Source organism: Kitasatospora sp. NPDC048286, assembly GCF_043201735.1.
Lineage (GTDB): Bacteria > Actinomycetota > Actinomycetes > Streptomycetales > Streptomycetaceae > Kitasatospora.
Map to the genome: position 1 here is coordinate 1 of NZ_JBICZE010000027.1, position 15,524 is coordinate 15,524.

General features: G+C 74.8%; 13 protein-coding genes. 10 read left to right on the forward strand and 3 right to left on the reverse strand.

Annotated elements, in window-relative coordinates:
* The first annotated feature begins 239 nt into the window (after positions 1 to 239).
* The 8 genes from ACGF13_RS38600 to ACGF13_RS38635 all read left to right on the forward strand — a co-directional run bounded on the left by ACGF13_RS38600 (position 240) and on the right by ACGF13_RS38635 (position 11,439).
* Entirely contained in the window at positions 240 to 1,649 is a 1,410-nt protein-coding gene (locus tag ACGF13_RS38600) for a histidine kinase (RefSeq protein ID WP_392884186.1), read from the forward strand.
* Positions 1,601 to 2,266, forward strand: coding sequence for a LuxR C-terminal-related transcriptional regulator (locus ACGF13_RS38605; RefSeq protein ID WP_392884188.1), 666 nt, complete (start codon positions 1,601 to 1,603; stop codon positions 2,264 to 2,266). Before ACGF13_RS38600 ends, ACGF13_RS38605 begins: the two co-directional genes overlap by 49 nt.
* A 222-nt stretch (positions 2,267 to 2,488) precedes the next feature.
* Entirely contained in the window at positions 2,489 to 4,018 is a 1,530-nt protein-coding gene (locus ACGF13_RS38610; protein ID WP_392884189.1) for a DUF2637 domain-containing protein, read from the forward strand.
* A gap of 123 nt (positions 4,019 to 4,141) precedes the next feature.
* Positions 4,142 to 5,431, forward strand: coding sequence for a DUF6986 family protein (locus ACGF13_RS38615; RefSeq protein WP_392884190.1), 1,290 nt, complete (start codon positions 4,142 to 4,144; stop codon positions 5,429 to 5,431).
* Positions 5,432 to 5,550: 119 nt separating this feature from the next.
* The gene (locus tag ACGF13_RS38620) at positions 5,551 to 6,207 is read left to right on the forward strand and encodes a YigZ family protein (protein ID WP_392884192.1); all 657 of its coding nucleotides are present in this window, start codon (positions 5,551 to 5,553) and stop codon (positions 6,205 to 6,207) included.
* Positions 6,208 to 6,477: 270 nt separating this feature from the next.
* Positions 6,478 to 8,499, forward strand: a complete 2,022-nt coding sequence (locus ACGF13_RS38625; protein WP_392884193.1) for a hypothetical protein — start codon at positions 6,478 to 6,480, stop codon at positions 8,497 to 8,499.
* Between the two features lie 114 nt (positions 8,500 to 8,613).
* A complete protein-coding gene (locus ACGF13_RS38630) occupies positions 8,614 to 10,404 on the forward strand; it encodes a restriction endonuclease (protein WP_392884194.1) in 1,791 nt (596 codons plus the stop codon).
* A 273-nt stretch (positions 10,405 to 10,677) separates the two neighbouring features.
* Positions 10,678 to 11,439, forward strand: a complete 762-nt coding sequence (locus ACGF13_RS38635; protein WP_392884195.1) for a ZIP family metal transporter — start codon at positions 10,678 to 10,680, stop codon at positions 11,437 to 11,439.
* 101 nt (positions 11,440 to 11,540) lie between these two features.
* Here ACGF13_RS38635 and ACGF13_RS38640 read toward each other — a convergent pair whose 3' ends face one another.
* The gene (locus tag ACGF13_RS38640; protein WP_392884196.1) at positions 11,541 to 12,446 is read right to left on the reverse strand and encodes a LysR family transcriptional regulator; all 906 of its coding nucleotides are present in this window, start codon (positions 12,444 to 12,446) and stop codon (positions 11,541 to 11,543) included.
* Between the two features lie 178 nt (positions 12,447 to 12,624).
* Between ACGF13_RS38640 and ACGF13_RS38645 the strand changes: the two genes are divergently transcribed.
* Positions 12,625 to 13,530: an EamA family transporter gene (locus tag ACGF13_RS38645; protein ID WP_392884198.1), complete on the forward strand. Its 906-nt coding sequence runs from the start codon at positions 12,625 to 12,627 to the stop codon at positions 13,528 to 13,530.
* A gap of 12 nt (positions 13,531 to 13,542) precedes the next feature.
* On the opposite strand, the gene ACGF13_RS38650 is transcribed toward ACGF13_RS38645, so the two are convergent.
* On the reverse strand, positions 13,543 to 14,064 hold the full coding sequence (locus tag ACGF13_RS38650) for a MarR family winged helix-turn-helix transcriptional regulator (protein ID WP_392884200.1): 522 nt from the start codon (positions 14,062 to 14,064) through the stop codon (positions 13,543 to 13,545).
* A 167-nt stretch (positions 14,065 to 14,231) separates the two neighbouring features.
* Between ACGF13_RS38650 and ACGF13_RS38655 the strand changes: the two genes are divergently transcribed.
* Positions 14,232 to 14,564: a DUF2218 domain-containing protein gene (locus ACGF13_RS38655; RefSeq protein ID WP_392884202.1), complete on the forward strand. Its 333-nt coding sequence runs from the start codon at positions 14,232 to 14,234 to the stop codon at positions 14,562 to 14,564.
* On the opposite strand, the gene ACGF13_RS38660 is transcribed toward ACGF13_RS38655, so the two are convergent.
* Positions 14,537 to 15,193 carry a phosphatase PAP2 family protein gene (locus ACGF13_RS38660; RefSeq protein ID WP_392884204.1) on the reverse strand — a complete coding sequence of 219 codons (657 nt, stop codon included), beginning with the start codon at positions 15,191 to 15,193 and terminating at the stop codon, positions 14,537 to 14,539. The two genes, ACGF13_RS38655 and ACGF13_RS38660, sit on opposite strands and share 28 nt — an antisense overlap.
* Positions 15,194 to 15,524: the final 331 nt, after the last annotated feature.

The following is a 15,524-nucleotide window of genomic DNA, read 5'->3' on the forward strand; positions in this document are numbered from 1 at the left end:
TGCAGGGGGGACCCTGTGGGAGAGTAGGACGCCGCCGAACAATTCTTCTGAAAAGCCCCTGATCCATTCGGATCAGGGGCTTTTCGCATTTCCGGACCATCTCACTCGCTGGTGTCACTCTGTCCACCGGCAGGTGGTCCTAGGTCCACCCCGGAATTGGGGTGCCATGGCCAGTGTGGGTGATGGACGGTTCGTGAAGACTGACGGAGGACGATCGGTACCGGCATCAGGAGCTTCCCGTGACAACAGTGAGTCGTACAGGCGGCACGTCCGTACGTGCGCAGGCCCGGGCAGCCTTCGAGACCGGCGGCGAGGCCCTGACCCGGCTGGTCGTGGTGCTGCTGACCGCGGTGCCGGGGGTGGTGCTGCCGGTGGCGGCAGCCGTTCTCTCCGGGGTGACCACGGCCCAGTTCCTCCAGAACTACTCCCCGGCGATCCTCGCCGCGCTGCTGGTGGCGGCGATCGCCGGCTCGGTGGTGGCGGCCTTCCTGGTCCGCAGCGTCGCCGACCGCGCCCGCGGCCAGCTGGCGCGCTGGTTCGGCATACGGCTGCCGGCCACCTACGCTCCGCGCCCGGAGCTGGAGTTGGACGGGCGCGGACACTGGTGGACGGGGTACACCTACCACCGCTCGCGGACGGTGGCGAAGTACGCGCAGCTGGTCCACTGGGGCCTGCGGGACCGGACCACCCGTGCCGAGCTGCTCTGGATGCTGGTGAACCCGCTCCTCGTGGCGGCCGTGGTCGGCCCGGTGGCCGTTCTGCTTGGGCTGGGCGTCGTCTACATCCTGTCGGGGCCGGTGACGGTGAACGACTTCGGCCCGCTGAGCGGCCGGATGGCGTCCATCCTGCTGAGCACCGTGCTCGGGGCGGCCATGATCGTGGTCGGGGTACTCGTGGCACCGTTCGCGGTGCGGATGTACGCGGAGGCGGCCCGGCGGGTGCTGGACCAGGACGGCCGGGCGTCGCACGCCCAGCTGACCAGGCGGGTGGCCGAGTTGACGGAGACGCGGGCGGATGCGGTGGGCAACCAGGCGGCCGAGCTGCGGCGGATCGAGCGGGACCTGCACGACGGCGCCCAGGCGCGGCTGGTCGCGATCGGGATGACGCTGGGCACGATCGAGCACCTGATGGACACCGACCAGGAGGCCGCGCGGGAGCTCCTCGCCGAGGCCCGCCAGTCGTCCGCCCGGGCCCTCCAGGAGCTGCGGGACCTGGTGCGGGGCATTCACCCGCCGGTGCTCGCCGAGCGCGGGTTGGGCGACGCCGTCCAGCTGTTGGCGCTGGACAGCGCGCTGCCGACCGAGGTGTGCGTGAGCCTGCCGGACCGGCTGCCGGCCGCGGTGGAGGCCGCCGTGTACTTCAGCGTCTGCGAGCTGCTGGCCAACGCGGCCAAGCACTCCGGGGCGGAGCAGGTGTGGGTGGACATCCTCTACCGGGCCGGCTTCCTGCGGGTCACGGTGACGGACGACGGCGTGGGGGTGGCGGACCCTTCGCGCGGGACGGGGCTGCGCGGGATCGAGAAGCGATTGGGTACCTTCGACGGTGTCCTCTCCATCGACAGCACGTCGGGCGGACCCACCACCATCATCTTGGAGTTGCCGTGCGAGTTGTCCTCGCCGAGGACCTCTACCTCCTTCGCGAAGGCCTGATCCGGCTGCTGGAAGCGCACGGCTTCACCATCGCCGCGGCGGTGGAGACCGGTCCCGAGCTGTTGGAGGCCCTGCTGACCCACCGCCCGGACGTGGCCGTGGTCGACGTCCGGCTGCCCCCGACGCTCACCGACGAGGGCCTGCAGGCGGCGCTCAAGGCCCGGCGGGAGATCGAGGGCCTGCCGGTGCTGGTGCTGTCGCAGCACGTCCAGCAGCTCTACGCGCGGGAGTTGCTGGCCGACGGCACCGGGGGGATCGGCTACCTGTTGAAGGACCGGGTGTTCAACGCCGGGCAGTTCATCGACGCGGTCCGCCGGGTGGCCTCCGGCGGCACGGCGATGGACCCGGACGTGATCGCCAAGCTGATGCAGACCACCTCGCGTCGGTCCGGTCCGCTGCAGCGGCTCTCCCCGCGCGAGCGCGAGGTGCTGGAACTGATGGCCGAGGGCTGCTCGAACTCGGCGATCGCCGCCCGGCTGTCGGTGAGCGACGGCGCGGTGGCCAAGCACATCGCCAACATCTTCAGCAAGCTCGAACTCGCCCCCGACGAGGACGCCAACCGCCGGGTGCTGGCCGTGCTCGCCTACCTCAACGGCACGGCGGGGCGGCCCCGGTGACGATCCGACCCATCTCCACCGCAGCTCCGCGCGGTGCCGGAGACCGGCGTCGCTCCGCCCCACTGTGACACCCCAGGCTGTGGGAACGCTTAAACACGTGTACGAGTAAACTCCGGTGGGCCGAGCCCGGAGATTGCTCAGCCGTCCGGGGGCCCGAGCAACGGGACTCGGCAGCCGAGGCAGCGTACGGCAGCAGCCGACATCCAGGGGTTGATAGACGTAATGGCACGCCCAACGCTCACCAAGGCCCATCGGGGCCTGCTCGGCCTGGTCGCGGCCGGTGCTGTCATCATCTCGGGCATCGGCTTCGCGGGGTCGTACAACGCGGTGCGCGAACTGGCCGTGGAGAAGGGCTTCGGCGCCTTCTCCTACGCCTTTCCGATCGGTGTGGACGCCGGCATCGTGGTGCTCCTCGCGCTCGACCTGGTGCTGACCTGGCTGCGAATACCCTTCCCGATGCTGCGGCAGACCGCGTGGCTGCTGACCGTCGCCACCATCGCCTTCAACGCGGCCGCCTCCTGGGGAGACCCACTCGGCATGGGGATGCACGCCGTCATCCCGGTGCTCTTCGTCGTCGTGGTCGAGGCCTCGCGGCACGCGGTCGGCCGGATCGCGGCGATCACGGCGGACCGTCACATGGAGTCGGTCCGGGTGATGCGCTGGATCCTCTCCCCGGTACCGACCTTCCGGCTCTGGCGGCGGATGAAGCTCTGGGAGCTCCGCTCCTACGACGAGGTCATCCGACTCGAACAGAACCGCCTGGTCTACCGGGCGCAGCTGCGCTTCCGCTACGGCCGTGGCTGGCGCCGCTCGGCGCCGATCCAGGCGCTGCTGCCGCTCAAGCTCGCCAAGTTCGGCGTGCCACTGGACCCGGCCCTGCTCGACCGGTTGGACGACGAGGGACGCGAGCGCGAAGCCATCGAGCTGTCGGCGGAGGCGGAGCCGGAGGCGCAGGGAACGGCCCCTCAGGAGCACCGCGCCACCGCGGCCATCGCCCCGGCCGCCGAGGTCCAGGCCCAGCAGCCCCAGCGCCGGCAGCAGGCACCGGAGGCCGTCCAGCAGGCTGCCCCGCAGGTCGAGCAGGTCGAGCCCGAACAGCCGCAGCAGTCCGCGACCGTCGCGCCGATGTCCGCCGAGGTCGCCGCACCGATGCTCGCGAAGCTGGCCGCCGTCCGGCTGCGGGCCGCTCAGGAGCCGGAGGAGGCGGCGGACGCCGTCCCGCAGCCGCGTGGCGAGGAACTGAACGTCTGGACCGCCCGCCCGGTCCGCACCACCGGCCACCCGGCGGACGCCGCCCCGGGCGGGCGGGTGCCCGGCCAGGCCTCGCCCTGGTTCAAGCCGCCGCGCCCGGTCGCCGAGGAGCCCGACTCCACCCCCGTTCCCGCGCCTGAGCCCGCGCCCGGTCCGCAGGCGCAGCACCCGGTCGGCCTGCAGCAGCGGCCCGAGCAGCCCGCCGAGCCCGAGCAGCCGGTCCCGGCCGACGAGCGTGCCCACGCCGAGCAGCCGGTCCACGCCGAGCAGCGCGAGATCCCCCCGGTGCCCGCGCGCCTCGACCCGGACCTCGCCTACGAGGCGCTCGTCTCGTACATGGACAGCTACGGCCACCAGCCCGACCCCCAGCGCCTCGCCGACTGGCTGACCAGGGAGTTCGGCGTCACCGGGAAGGGCCCGGACGGTTCGGTGCACCCCAAGGAGGTCGCCGACCTGTACCCGGAGCTGAACGAGCGCTATGCCGCCGCCGGGAGGGACTGACCGCGGCCGCCACCGTCCGGGGCCCGGTCGGCCAGAGGTGCCGGTCATTGACGCCCGGTCCCGCCGGAGCTACCTTCACTTCAACAAAGTGTTGAAGTGAAGGTTCGGCATGGAGGAGCGCGGATGACAGGGGTCGGAGCCGACGCAACCGGGCCGGCGGACGGGGCCTCCTTCTCCACCGCGGCCCGCGCCGCCGTGGAGGCGCTGCTCGCGCCGGTCGACGCCGACCTGGCGCACCGTTACCCGGGCGAGCCCGGGACCAGGCAGCCGGTGCACACCGTCTACGTCCCGGCCGACGCCTTCGGGGCCGACACCGTGCGGGAGTGGGGCCGCCGGGCCCTGGAGGCCCTGGACCGCCACGCCGCCACCCCCGCCGAGCTCGCCCGCGCCCTCGGCGTCGCGGACGACGAACTGCTCGCCGACGTGTACGCCCGGGTCCGCGCCAAGCTGGAGCGCGAGCCGATCGAGGACCTGCGGATCGACTTCGAGGACGGCTACGGCCCCCGCCCCGACGCGGAGGAGGACGCGGCCGCCGTCCGCGCCGCCGAGCTGGTCGCCGCGACGGTGGCCGAGGGCGGCGCCCCGCCGTACCTCGGCATCCGGATCAAGTGCATGGAGGCCGCCGTCCGGGCCCGCGGCATCCGCACCCTGGAACTGTTCCTGGCCACCCTGTCGGCCGCCGGCGGGCTGCCGGACGGCCTGGTGCTCACCCTGCCCAAGGTGACCTACGCCGAGCAGGTCACCGCGTTGGTCCGGCTGCTGGAGGACTTCGAGGGCAGGGCCGGGCTGCCCGCCGGCCGGATCGGTTTCGAGATCCAGATCGAGACCACCCAGGCGATCCTCGGCCCGGACGGCCGGGCCACCGTCGCCCGGATGATCGAGGCCGCCGGGGGGCGGGCCACCGGCCTGCACTACGGGACCTTCGACTACAGCGCCGCCTGCGGCGTCAGCGCGGCCCACCAGAGCATGGACCATCCCGTGGCCGACCACGCCAAGGCGGTCATGCAGGTGGCGGCCGCCGGCACCGGGGTCCGGCTCTCCGACGGCTCGACCAACGTCCTCCCGACCGGCTCCACCGAGCAGGTGCACGCCGCCTGGAGGCTCCACCACGACCTGGTCCGCCGCTCGCTGGCCCGCGCCTACTACCAGGGCTGGGACATGCACCCGGCGCACCTGCCCACCCGCTACGTCGCGGTCTACTCCTTCTACCGCGAGGGCCTGGCGGCCGCGGCGGCCCGGCTGGCCGCGTACCTCGCGAAGACGGGCGGCGCCGTGATGGACGAGCCCGCCACCGCCCGGGCGCTGAGCGGCTACCTGGTGCGCGGCGTGGACTGCGGGGCCGTCGACCTCGCCGAGGTCACCGCGCTGACCGGCCTGGACCGCGCGCGGCTGAACGCGCTGGCCGGCCGCTGAAGCGCCGGCAGTCGGCCGCCGGTCCCTCCCGTCGGGCGCCAACTAGGCTGGCGGTGCCGCCCCGGTGCGCCGGAGCGTGCGCCGTCAGCCTTCGCCGTCCTCGGGAGGACCCCCACACCATGTCCGCCACGCCGGAGCCCACCGCCAGGCCGTACCTCACCATCCGGCGGGCCGGCAGCCACGAGACCGAGATCAAGAAGTCCCGGTTCATCTGCCACCTCGCCCGGGTCGCCGACGAGGAGGAGGCGCAGGCCTTCATCGCCGGCATCCGCAAGCAGTACTGGGACGCCCGGCACAACTGCACCGCCTTCGTGGTCGGCGACGACCAGCGCCGCGAGCGCTCCAGCGACGACGGCGAACCCGGCGGCACGGCCGGGGTGCCGATGCTGGAGGTGCTGCGCCGGCGCGGGCTGACCGACACCGTCGCCGTGGTCACCCGGTACTTCGGCGGGATCAAGCTCGGCGCGGGCGGCCTGGTGCGGGCGTATGGGAACGCGGTGTCGGAGGCGGTGGACGAGATCGGCCTGCTGGAGCGCCGGCCGGTCGCGCTGCTCGCGGTGACGGTGGACCACGTCCGGGCCGGACGGGTGGAGAACGACCTGCGGGCGGCCGGGTACGCGGTGAGCGACCTGGCGTACGAGGCCACCGGGGTGCGGATCGAGGTGGGCGTGCCGGAGCCGGACGTGGCGGACTTCCACACCTGGCTGGCCGAGGCGACCGGCGGCACCGCGGCGGCGGTCCCGGCCGGCCGCACCTACGTCGAGGTGCCGGTCTGACCGGCGGGGCGGGCGGCACCTCGTGGGGCCGGCGGGTCGCAGGAGCCGTCGGGCGGCCAGGGGACGGCCCCTGACCGGCCGTCTCTTGTAGCTCCGGCCCCGCGCCACGCGGAAGACCGCTTGAGCAGATTCACCCGAACGTAGTGTCGTAGCCCGGAGTTGGAACTTCCGCTCCGGGCCGTGGCGTTTCCTGGGCAAGGTTCCGGCAGAACCGGACGAAACCATCGATGGAGGACACAGGACCCCACCCCGCACCACGGAGGTATGCGCATGACCTCAGACCGTTCGACCTCGAATCCCCCGTCCGCGACGACTCCGACCCCCGACCGCCCGGCCCCCGGCCGCCCGACCTCGAACCATCTGACCTCGACCCACCCGGCGCCGACCCACCCGACCTCGAACCATCCGATCGCCAACCGCACCGCCCCGAACCGCGTCCGCTCGCACACCGCCGCCGACCTGCCCGGCCCCCGTGGTCCGGCGACGCCCTACCGGATGACGGTCACCACGGCCCTCACGCACGCCGACGCCGTCGCCCTGGCCGACGAACAACTGGCGGACTGGCTGAAGCAGGAGGGCTTCGAGGAGCCCCCACCGGTCCACCACGCCGCCGTCGGGCGGAGTGCCGAACCGGCTCCCAGCACCGAGCGCCTCCGCCTGGGCGAGCGTGTCCTGCTCGACCGCGACCAGGGGCCGCTGCGCGGCGACCCGGGCACCGGCCGCTACCACCGCCGCCGCCTGCGCACCCCGGCCCCGCACGGCACCCAGCAGCTCACCCTCACCGTGGCCACCGCTCCCGACGGCCCCACCTGGGTCCGGCTGGAGGCCGAGACCCACAACACCGGCAGCGGCGTGCGCACCCCGTGCCGGGTGCCGGTGCCCGAACTCGCCCGCTCGCTCCTCCCGCTGCTCGACGCCACCGACGGCCCGGCCGCCGTCCACTCCGCACCCCGGCTGATCACGGCGGACGAGGTGGACGCCCTGATCGACGAGCTGTGCGATCCCGAACGCAGGCTGCCGACGGTGGTGGCCAGCGTCCCGGTGAACCTCCCGCTCGACCACTGGGTGCAGGACGTGGTGGCCCCGCTCTGCCAGCAACTGCCCGGCCTCGCCACCGCCTACGTGCTGGACCCCGGCGCCCGCACCGGATTCAACGTCGCGCTGGAGTACCACACCGTCTACGGCGGCGCGGTGCGCACCTACCTGCCCGAGGTCGACCCGGCCTCCCGGCAGGACAGCGCCCGACATCCGGTACTCGCCCGGAGCCGAATAGAGGAGGATCTGCGCCGCGCCGCCGGGCTGCTCGCCCGCGAGCCGCGCCGCCTGGCCGCCGAGCGGCCACTGCCCCCGCCACTGGCGGCCGTCCCCGTGCTGCGTGTTCCGCCGCCACAGCTCCGCCGGCCGGCGGAGCAGGCCGTCGACCCGGCAGTCGAGTCGGCGACTGAGCCGGCGGCCGAGCGCGCCGTCGGGCAGGCCACCGTACGGACCGCGGACGGGGCCGTCCCTTCCCGGGGCGCCGAACCGGCCGTGCTCGTCCGCGAGGAGCAGCGGGACCGCGTCGGACAGCAGGCCAGGGCCGACGAGTCGGAGCCAGTCCGGCGCACCCCGCGCCTGGAGCGCCGCGACCACCGCGACCACCGCGAGCACGGCCAGGGCCGGGAGGGCCGCGACGGGCGGGACATCCGGGAGGGCCGTCTCCGCTCCGGAGCCCGCGCCCTGACCGGGCGCCACTGCGTCGCACCGGGCGGCGGGCCGGCCGCCGGGGCGCCGCACCCCACGGCCCAGCCCCCCGACCTCGGTGGCGTGCCCGAGACCTTCACCGAACTCATGGCCAGACTGGGCGAGTTCCCGCTGGTGACCTTCACCGGTGACCAGAAGAACGCGCTCGCCCTGGACGGGCTCCAGTGCGCGGGCGCGGGCTGGGCCCGGCTCGCCTGGGACGGGCTGACCGCCCTCCAGGAGTACGCCGAGGCGGCCGTGCGTGGTGCGGCCGGCGGGGACTTCAAGCAGTGGTGCGAGCGGACCCCTGAGGGCTGTCGCCGCTTCCCGCCCCGCAAGGCGGTCCGCGGGGAGTCCCGGACGGTGTTCAGTCACACCAAGTGGAAGCGCGAGCGGATGCTGCCGGTGCCGGAATGCGTCGACTCCTCCCGGCGCGCCTTCATGGGGGCGCACCTGCGGATCGGCGGTGGCCGCACCGCGCCCCGGCTGCACTACCTGGACGACTGCTCCGGCAGCGGCCGGATCTACGTCGGCTACATCGGTCTGCACCTGACCAACACCCGGACCAACTGAGCGGCTTGGCTGACCGCTGCGCCCGTTCGGGGGACAATGTCCGGCAGGAGCGGGTCCACAGGCTCGCCGACCGCCCCGGGCAGGAGCCGGACGAGCATGGGGGAACGACGACCGATGCAGTACTCAGCAGACGGCCAGTCCGACGGAACCGCCACCGTCCAGTTCCCCCGGCCGGGCTTCCTCGCCTCGGTCTTCCGTGACTTCGGTGCCGCGGAGGGTCCGGCACCGGACAGCGCCGTCACCGGCCGCCCCGACGGCGGCGCGTCCGGTGACGGCCCGTCCGGTGAGCACCCGTCCGGCAAGGGCCCGTCCGAGCCGGCCCCCGCCGGCCCCGGGTCCGCCGGCCAGGGAACCGACCGGGGCCCCGGCCACCCTGGCTCCGGCTCCGGCTCCGGTTCCGCCTCCGGTTCCGCCTCCGGTTCCGCCTCCGGTGAGGCCGACCCGGACGAGGCCGTGGCGGCCCAAGCCCGGGCCGCCGCCCTGGCCCACCACCGCACGCGCGCCGTCCAGGCCGACCACGACCGGCTGGCCGACCTGCTGCGGCGGGCCGCGCTGCCCGTCTCGGCCATGGACTTCGAGAGCCAGCTGCGCCACTACCAGCCCCGCCCCTACCCGGCCGACGGCCCCGGCGCCGACGACGGGGCCGAGCCCCGCTGGGAGGACTTCGCGCCCGCCGAGCCGCCCGCGGCCGACCCGGAGAGCGGCCCGTCCCGACGGCTGCTCGACTCGGGCTACCAGCGGGAGCTGGCCCAGGCGCGGCTCACCCACCAGCGCGCCCTGCGGGAGTGGCGCGCCCGCCGGGCCGAGGCCGGCAGCCCGGCCGCCGACGAGTCCCGGCGCGCCCACGAGGCGGCCGAGCAGGCCCGGGCCCGCGCCGTCCGCGAGTACAACGAGAGCCTGGAGGAGTGTCGGCGGGCCTACCGGCTGGCCGAGCCGGCCGCCGTGGAGTCGCTGCTGGAACGGGCGCTGGCCGCCGCCGAGACCGCCACCCAGGACCTGCCCACCCCCTGCCGGGCGGTCTTCCGCCCGCTCACCCGCACCGCCGTGCTGGACCTCGACCTGCCGGCGCTCGACCTGGTGCCCTCGCTCACCGGCTACCGGTTCGCCCCGGACGGCGACATCCTCCCGGTGCCGCGCCCGACCGCGGACCGGGCCACCGACTACCTGCGGCTGGTCGCCCGGCTGGCCCTGCGCGCCCTGCAGGCGGCCGACGCCGTCGACACCGACGAGATACTCGCCGGTGTCGTCCTCAACGGCTGGCTGCGCGATCCCGCCACGGCGGAGCCGGTCTGCCTGGTCAGCGTGGACGCCGACCGGGACGCGCTGGCCCGCACCCGGCTGCTGCCGCCGGGCACCCCGTACGAGGAGCGTGACGACGAGGGCGTCTACGCCGACGCCGAGCAGGACGAGGCCCTGGTGCGGCTGCGTCAGCTCGGCGCCGCCGTCACCCCGGACCCGTACGACCGGGCGGGTGTCCGGCCGGCCGCCCAGGCCGGGGCCGCCGTGCCGGCCGCCGCCGACCTGTCCGCCAACGAGTTCGCCCAGCTGGTGCGGGACCTGCTGACCCGCGGCGGGATGGCGCAGTGGAGCGTCCGGCTGCGCGGTCCGGCGGGGCTGGTCGCCACCGGCGAGGGCGCGCCCGGTACCGCGCTGCCCGGCCGCTGGGTGGTCTGGGCCTCCCGGGACACCGCGTCGGTCGGCGCCGAGCAGATCGAGACCCTGGCCGAGGCGGTCGGCGAGGAGTCCGCCGAGCGCGGCCTGCGGCTGACCACCGGACGGTTCACCGAGGAGGTGCTGGACCTCACCGCCGAGGAGGGCCACCGGCACATCCACCTGATCGACGGCGAAGGCGTCCGCGAACTCGCCCACACCCACCTCGGTCTGCCGCTCGCCACCGGCGGCTGACCGGCCCCTCGCCCCGGTCGGCGGACTCACTCCGACGGCCCACCCGGCGGCCGGTCCGGCAGGCGTCCCCGCAGGCCCGGGCCGAGGCTGGGGGGACGGCTCCCGACCGCGCCCCGGCACCCCGGGTGATCACCGCCGAACAGGCGTCCGGTACGGTCGGCGATCGGCCCGGTCACGGGCGGATCCCAGGGGGAGAGGAATGGGCAGAGCGCTCGGCGGACCATCCGACGAAGGCCCCGGCCGCCAGGCCGGACCGGCGGCGGAGCCGACCCGATGACCGCGGTACTGGTCGCCGCCGCGGCGTTCCTGATGACCCTGGTCGGCGGTTTCGTCGCCCAGCGGACCCGCGACCGCCGTCACCTGGTGCTCGGATTCGCCGCCGGACTGATGCTCGGCGTGGTCGCCTTCGACCTGCTGCCCGAGGCGCTCCACCAGGCGCCGGGCGAGGTGCACGGCGTGCCGCAGGCGCTGCTGATGTTCGCGGCCGGCTTCCTCACCATCCACGTGGTCGAGCGCGCGGTCGCCATCCACCGCGGCCACGAGGGCGAGTACGCCGCGCACTCCCACGGCCACCACGGGCACGCCCACTCCGCCGGGCGCCAGGGCATCGGGCTGACCGCCGCGCTGGCCCTGGTCGGACACAGCGTGATGGACGGCTTCGCGATCGGCGCCGCCTTCCAGGCCGGCACCACGGTCGGCACGGTGGTGGCCATCGCGGTGGTCGCGCACGACTTCGCCGACGGCTTCAACACGTACACGATCACCCGGCTGTACGGGAACAACCGGCGGCGGGCACTGACCCTGCTCGCCGCGGACGCTCTGGCCCCGGTGTCCGGCGCGGCGATCACCCTGGCGTTCACCATCCCGGGGCACCTGCTCGGCCTCTACCTGGGCTTCTTCTCCGGCTTCCTGCTCTACCTGGCGACCTCCGACATCCTCCCCGAGGCGCACAGCCCGCACCCCTCGCGCAGCACCCTGCTCTGCACCGTGGCCGGGGTGGGCTTCATGTGGCTGGTGATCGGCCTCGCCGGCTGAGCCCGCGCGACGCGCGTACGAGGCCCGTCAGAAGCCCAATACGAGTCCGGACACGAGGCTCGGGTCCGGACCGTCCGCCGCGCACCCGGACACGGCGGCCCTCAGACCGGAAGCCGCCCCCAGCACTCCCGCATCGACGCCAGCGCCTCGGTGATGGCCGGCCGCCGGGAGGCCTGGGAGCGCCAGAGCGCGAACACCCGGCGGCTCGGCTCCGGCGTCACCCGGCGGGCCACCACCCCCGGCGGCAGCGGGCCCCGTCCGAGCCGCGGCACCAGGCCCATCCCCAGCCCGGCCGCGACCAGCGCGATCTGCGTCTCGAACTCCCCGGCCTGGTAGCGCACGTCCGGCTCCTCGCCGGCCTCGCGCAGGGTGCGGACCAGCCAGTCGTGGCAGATGTTGCCCGGCGGCACGCTGATCCAGCGCTGCCCGCACAGCCGTTCCACCGGCACCGGGTCGAGTGCGGCCAGCCCGTCGCCGGCGGGCAGCAGCAGGTCCACCGGGTCCGTGCCGAGGTCCATCCGGGACACGCCCTCCTGCACCGGCAGCGGTACGGTCGGCCAGTCCTGCACCAGCGCCAGGTCCACCTCGCCCCGGGCCACCAGCTCGGCCGCCGGGTACGGGTCGCGTTCCAGCAGCCGGACGTCCAGCTCCGGACAGCGCCGCCGCAGATCGGCCAGCGCCCCGGGCATCAGGCCGCGGGCACCGGACGGGAACGCGGCCACCAGCAGCCGCCCGACGGCCTGGCCGCGCTGCTCCTCCAGCCGCACCTCGGCCTGCTCCACCAGGCCCAGCACGGTCTGCGCGGTGACGGCCAGCTCGCGCGCCGCGTCGGTCAGCACCACGCCCCGGCCCTGCCGCTCCAGCAGCACCGTCCGGGTCTCCCGCTCCAGCTTGGCGATCTGCTGCGAGACCGCCGAGGGCGTGAAACCGAGCGCGGCGGCCGCCCCGCCGACCGAGCCGTGCACCGCCACCGCGTGCAGCGCCCGCAGGCGCCCCAGATCCATCATGCAGTGATCCTAAAGTGTCCTCTTCAGTATTCATCGCTGGTGCTACACAGTCCGGCGCCACCATGCTCGACCCATGACCGCGACAACCGCCGCCGCCCCGAGCGGCCGGCCCAGCACAGGCAGCACGAGCAGCACGAGTGGCACGGGACGTACGGGGGGCAACGGCAGCCGGGGCGGCATGAGCCCGCGTCACATCGCCCTGGCCGTCCTGGTGGCCGCCGTCTGGGGCCTCAACTTCGTCCTGATCCACGTCGGCCTGGACAGCTTCCCGCCGCTGCTCTTCTGCGCCCTGCGGTTCGCCGTCGTCGCGGTGCCGGCGGTCTTCTTCGTCGGCCCGCCCAGGGTGGCCTGGCGCTGGGTCGTGGCGGTCGGCGCGGTCCTCGGCGTGGTCAAGTTCGGGCTGCTCTTCCTCGGCATGCACGCCGGGATGCCGGCCGGGCTCTCCTCCCTGGTGCTCCAGGGGCAGGCCGGCTTCACCGCGCTGTTCGCCGCCGTACTGCTGCGCGAACGCCCCGGCCGACAGCGGCTGGCGGGCCTGGCGGTCGCCTTCGCCGGCATCGCCCTGAGCGCCTGGGACCAGGGCGCCGGCGGGCCGCTCGGGGCCTTCGCCCTGGTCGTCCTGGCGGCCGTCGCCTGGGGACTGGCCAACGTGCTGACCCGCAAGGCCGCGCCGCCGGACGCGCTGCGCTGGATGGTCTGGGTCAGCGCCGTCCCGCCGCTGCCGCTCCTGGCCCTGTCCCTGCTGGTCGAGGGCCCGGAAGCGGACCTGCGCGCCCTGCGCGACATCACCCCGGCCGGGCTGGGGGCGATCGCCTACGTCGGGCTGGTCTCCACCCTGCTCGGCTTCGTCGCCTGGAGCTTCCTGCTGCGCAGCTACGACGCGACCGCCGTCGCGCCCTACTCGCTGCTGGTGCCGGTGTTCGGGATGTCCTCGGCCTGGCTGCTGCTCGGCGAGCGGATCAGCCCGACGGCCGCCGTGGCCGCGCTGCTGGTCATCGCCGGGATCGGGATCACCGCGCTGCGGCCGGGGACCAGGACCCGTCGCGTCGATCGGCTCGGACCGGGATCCGGGAACGACCGGTAGGACGGGCCGTGGCTACCGCCGTGGCGGCCCGGCTTCCAGGAAGCGGGCCTCGGCGGAGCGCAGCACCCGCAGCAGCACCTCCTCGTCGGCGGGGCTGACCTCGCCGAAGTACTCCTGGGCCACCTCGTCCCGGACCTGCCCGATCCGCTCCACCGCCGCCCGGCCCGCCTCCGTCAGCAGGATCCGCACCGCCCGCCGGTCGGCCGGGTCGGGGCTGCGCTCGACCAGGCCGGCCTCCTCCAGCGCGTCGACCACGGTGGTCGCCGAACGCGGGGCGATGTGCAGCTTGTCGGCGAGGTCGCTCAGCCGCATCGCACGGTCCGGCGACTCGCAGCCGGGCACGTGGGCGAGCGTGCGCAGCGCCCGGGCCTGGCCGGGGGTGATGCCGTAGGGCTCCAGTCGCCAGCCGGTCTGACGGCGGATCCGCTTGATCGCTCTGGTCATCGCGTCGGCCAGTTCGGCGGCGCTGCCCGCTGCGCCGGGCCGGGGGCCGGGGGAGGGGTCCGCCGGTTCGTCGGTCGGCGTGGTGGTCATCGGCGGTCTCCTCGGCTGGCGTCCGCCCCAGGGTAGCCGTCGGGGCGGAGCCCGCGGCCGGCGGCGGAGGGCGATCGCGGAAATATGTTGAGCCTAGCTCAGTATCTGGGTTAGCGTACTCCCAAGTGAGGGGACCCTAAGTTTCCCTCCCCAACCCTGGAGGGCCCATGCCCCGCTCCGAAGCCCGCGTCGCCACCGACCGCCCGGGCCGTTACGCCAAGCAGCTCACCGCCCACATGGGGCGCAAGATCGAAGCCGTCTACTCCGAGGAGACCGGCCGCGGCACGATGGTCTTCGGCGCCGGCACCGCCACCCTGGAGGCGCAGCCGGACGCGCTGCTGCTCACCGTCGAGGGCGAGCGCGAGAACCTGCCCGGCCTGGAGGACGTCGTCGGCCGCCACCTGGTCCGCTTCGGCGCCCGCGACGAACTCGTCATCGAGTGGCACCGCGACAACGGCGAACCCGGCCTGGTTCACCGCAACGAGGACCCCGAGGCCTGACGCCCCCCGGCACCCGGCCGGGGCAGCCACCGGGCGAGCGGCCACAGCACCAGGACGGCCAGGCACCAACTCGCCACCACGTCCAGCAGCCAGTGGAAGTCGCTCCACACCAGCCCCGCACCCACCCCGAGCGACAACAGCACCGCACCCGCCGCCGACCACCGGGCCGCGCGCGGCCCCACCACCCGGGCCAGCAACAGCGCCGCCACCCCGTACGAGATCGTCGCGGTCGCGGTGTGCCCGGAGGGGTACCAGCCCCACTGGCCCGCCGTCAGCGGATCCCCCAGCGGACCCGGCCGGGCGAAGACCGCCTTCGCCGGGACCACCAGCAGCGGGATCAGCCCCGCCGTCAGCGCCGCCACCGGCAGCGGCAGCCACCAGTGCCCGGCCCGGCGCCCCCGCCAGGCAGCCAGCGCGCCGGCCAGCAACAGCACCGGAATCGCCGGGACACCGCTGCCCAGGTCCGACAACACGTGGCCGAGCCGGTCGACCAGCGTGTTCGGGACGTCCGAGTGGGCCGTCCGGACGGCCCGGCGGACCGACCGGTCCACGCCGAGCAGCGGCCCGTCCGCCGCGACCTGCCAGGACACCACCACCAGCAGCACCGCGGCCACCACCGGCACGGCCACCGACCGCGCCGCCCGGCCCGCAACAGCGGACAGCCGCCCCGGAGCAGGGGGGGAAGCTCCGGGGCGGCTCTGATGATCGCCGTTCCGCGCGCCCCGGGGGGTGTGGGTCGGACGGTCGGTCGATCGGCCTTCAGTGGGCGCCGACCCTCCCGGGCCGGCCTGGTCGTCCTCGTGCGGCACCCGCGGAACCGGCCCCCGAAGAGGCCCCGCGGACGGCCGCGCCGACGGCTGAGGCTCGCTGTCCATCTGCGATGACACTACGTCAACAGCCCTTCCGCGCCGAGCGCCTACAGCGATTCCGCACATCATCTTCACCCTGCGCCGGGCGACT

Excerpts from the sequence above, each read along its gene's own strand:
- ACGF13_RS38655 (WP_392884202.1), top strand. The coding sequence starts at position 14,232 with ATGCCCCGCTCCGAAGCCCGCGTCGCCACCGACCGCCCGGGCCGTTAC.
- ACGF13_RS38645 (WP_392884198.1), top strand. The coding sequence starts at position 12,625 with ATGAGCCCGCGTCACATCGCCCTGGCCGTCCTGGTGGCCGCCGTCTGG.
- ACGF13_RS38615 (WP_392884190.1), top strand. The coding sequence starts at position 4,142 with ATGACAGGGGTCGGAGCCGACGCAACCGGGCCGGCGGACGGGGCCTCC.
- ACGF13_RS38635 (WP_392884195.1), top strand. The coding sequence starts at position 10,678 with ATGACCGCGGTACTGGTCGCCGCCGCGGCGTTCCTGATGACCCTGGTC.
- ACGF13_RS38630 (WP_392884194.1), top strand. The coding sequence starts at position 8,614 with ATGCAGTACTCAGCAGACGGCCAGTCCGACGGAACCGCCACCGTCCAG.
- ACGF13_RS38640 (WP_392884196.1), bottom strand. The coding sequence starts at position 12,446 with ATGATGGATCTGGGGCGCCTGCGGGCGCTGCACGCGGTGGCGGTGCAC.
- ACGF13_RS38625 (WP_392884193.1), top strand. The coding sequence starts at position 6,478 with ATGACCTCAGACCGTTCGACCTCGAATCCCCCGTCCGCGACGACTCCG.
- ACGF13_RS38650 (WP_392884200.1), bottom strand. The coding sequence starts at position 14,064 with ATGACCACCACGCCGACCGACGAACCGGCGGACCCCTCCCCCGGCCCC.
- ACGF13_RS38610 (WP_392884189.1), top strand. The coding sequence starts at position 2,489 with ATGGCACGCCCAACGCTCACCAAGGCCCATCGGGGCCTGCTCGGCCTG.
- ACGF13_RS38620 (WP_392884192.1), top strand. The coding sequence starts at position 5,551 with ATGTCCGCCACGCCGGAGCCCACCGCCAGGCCGTACCTCACCATCCGG.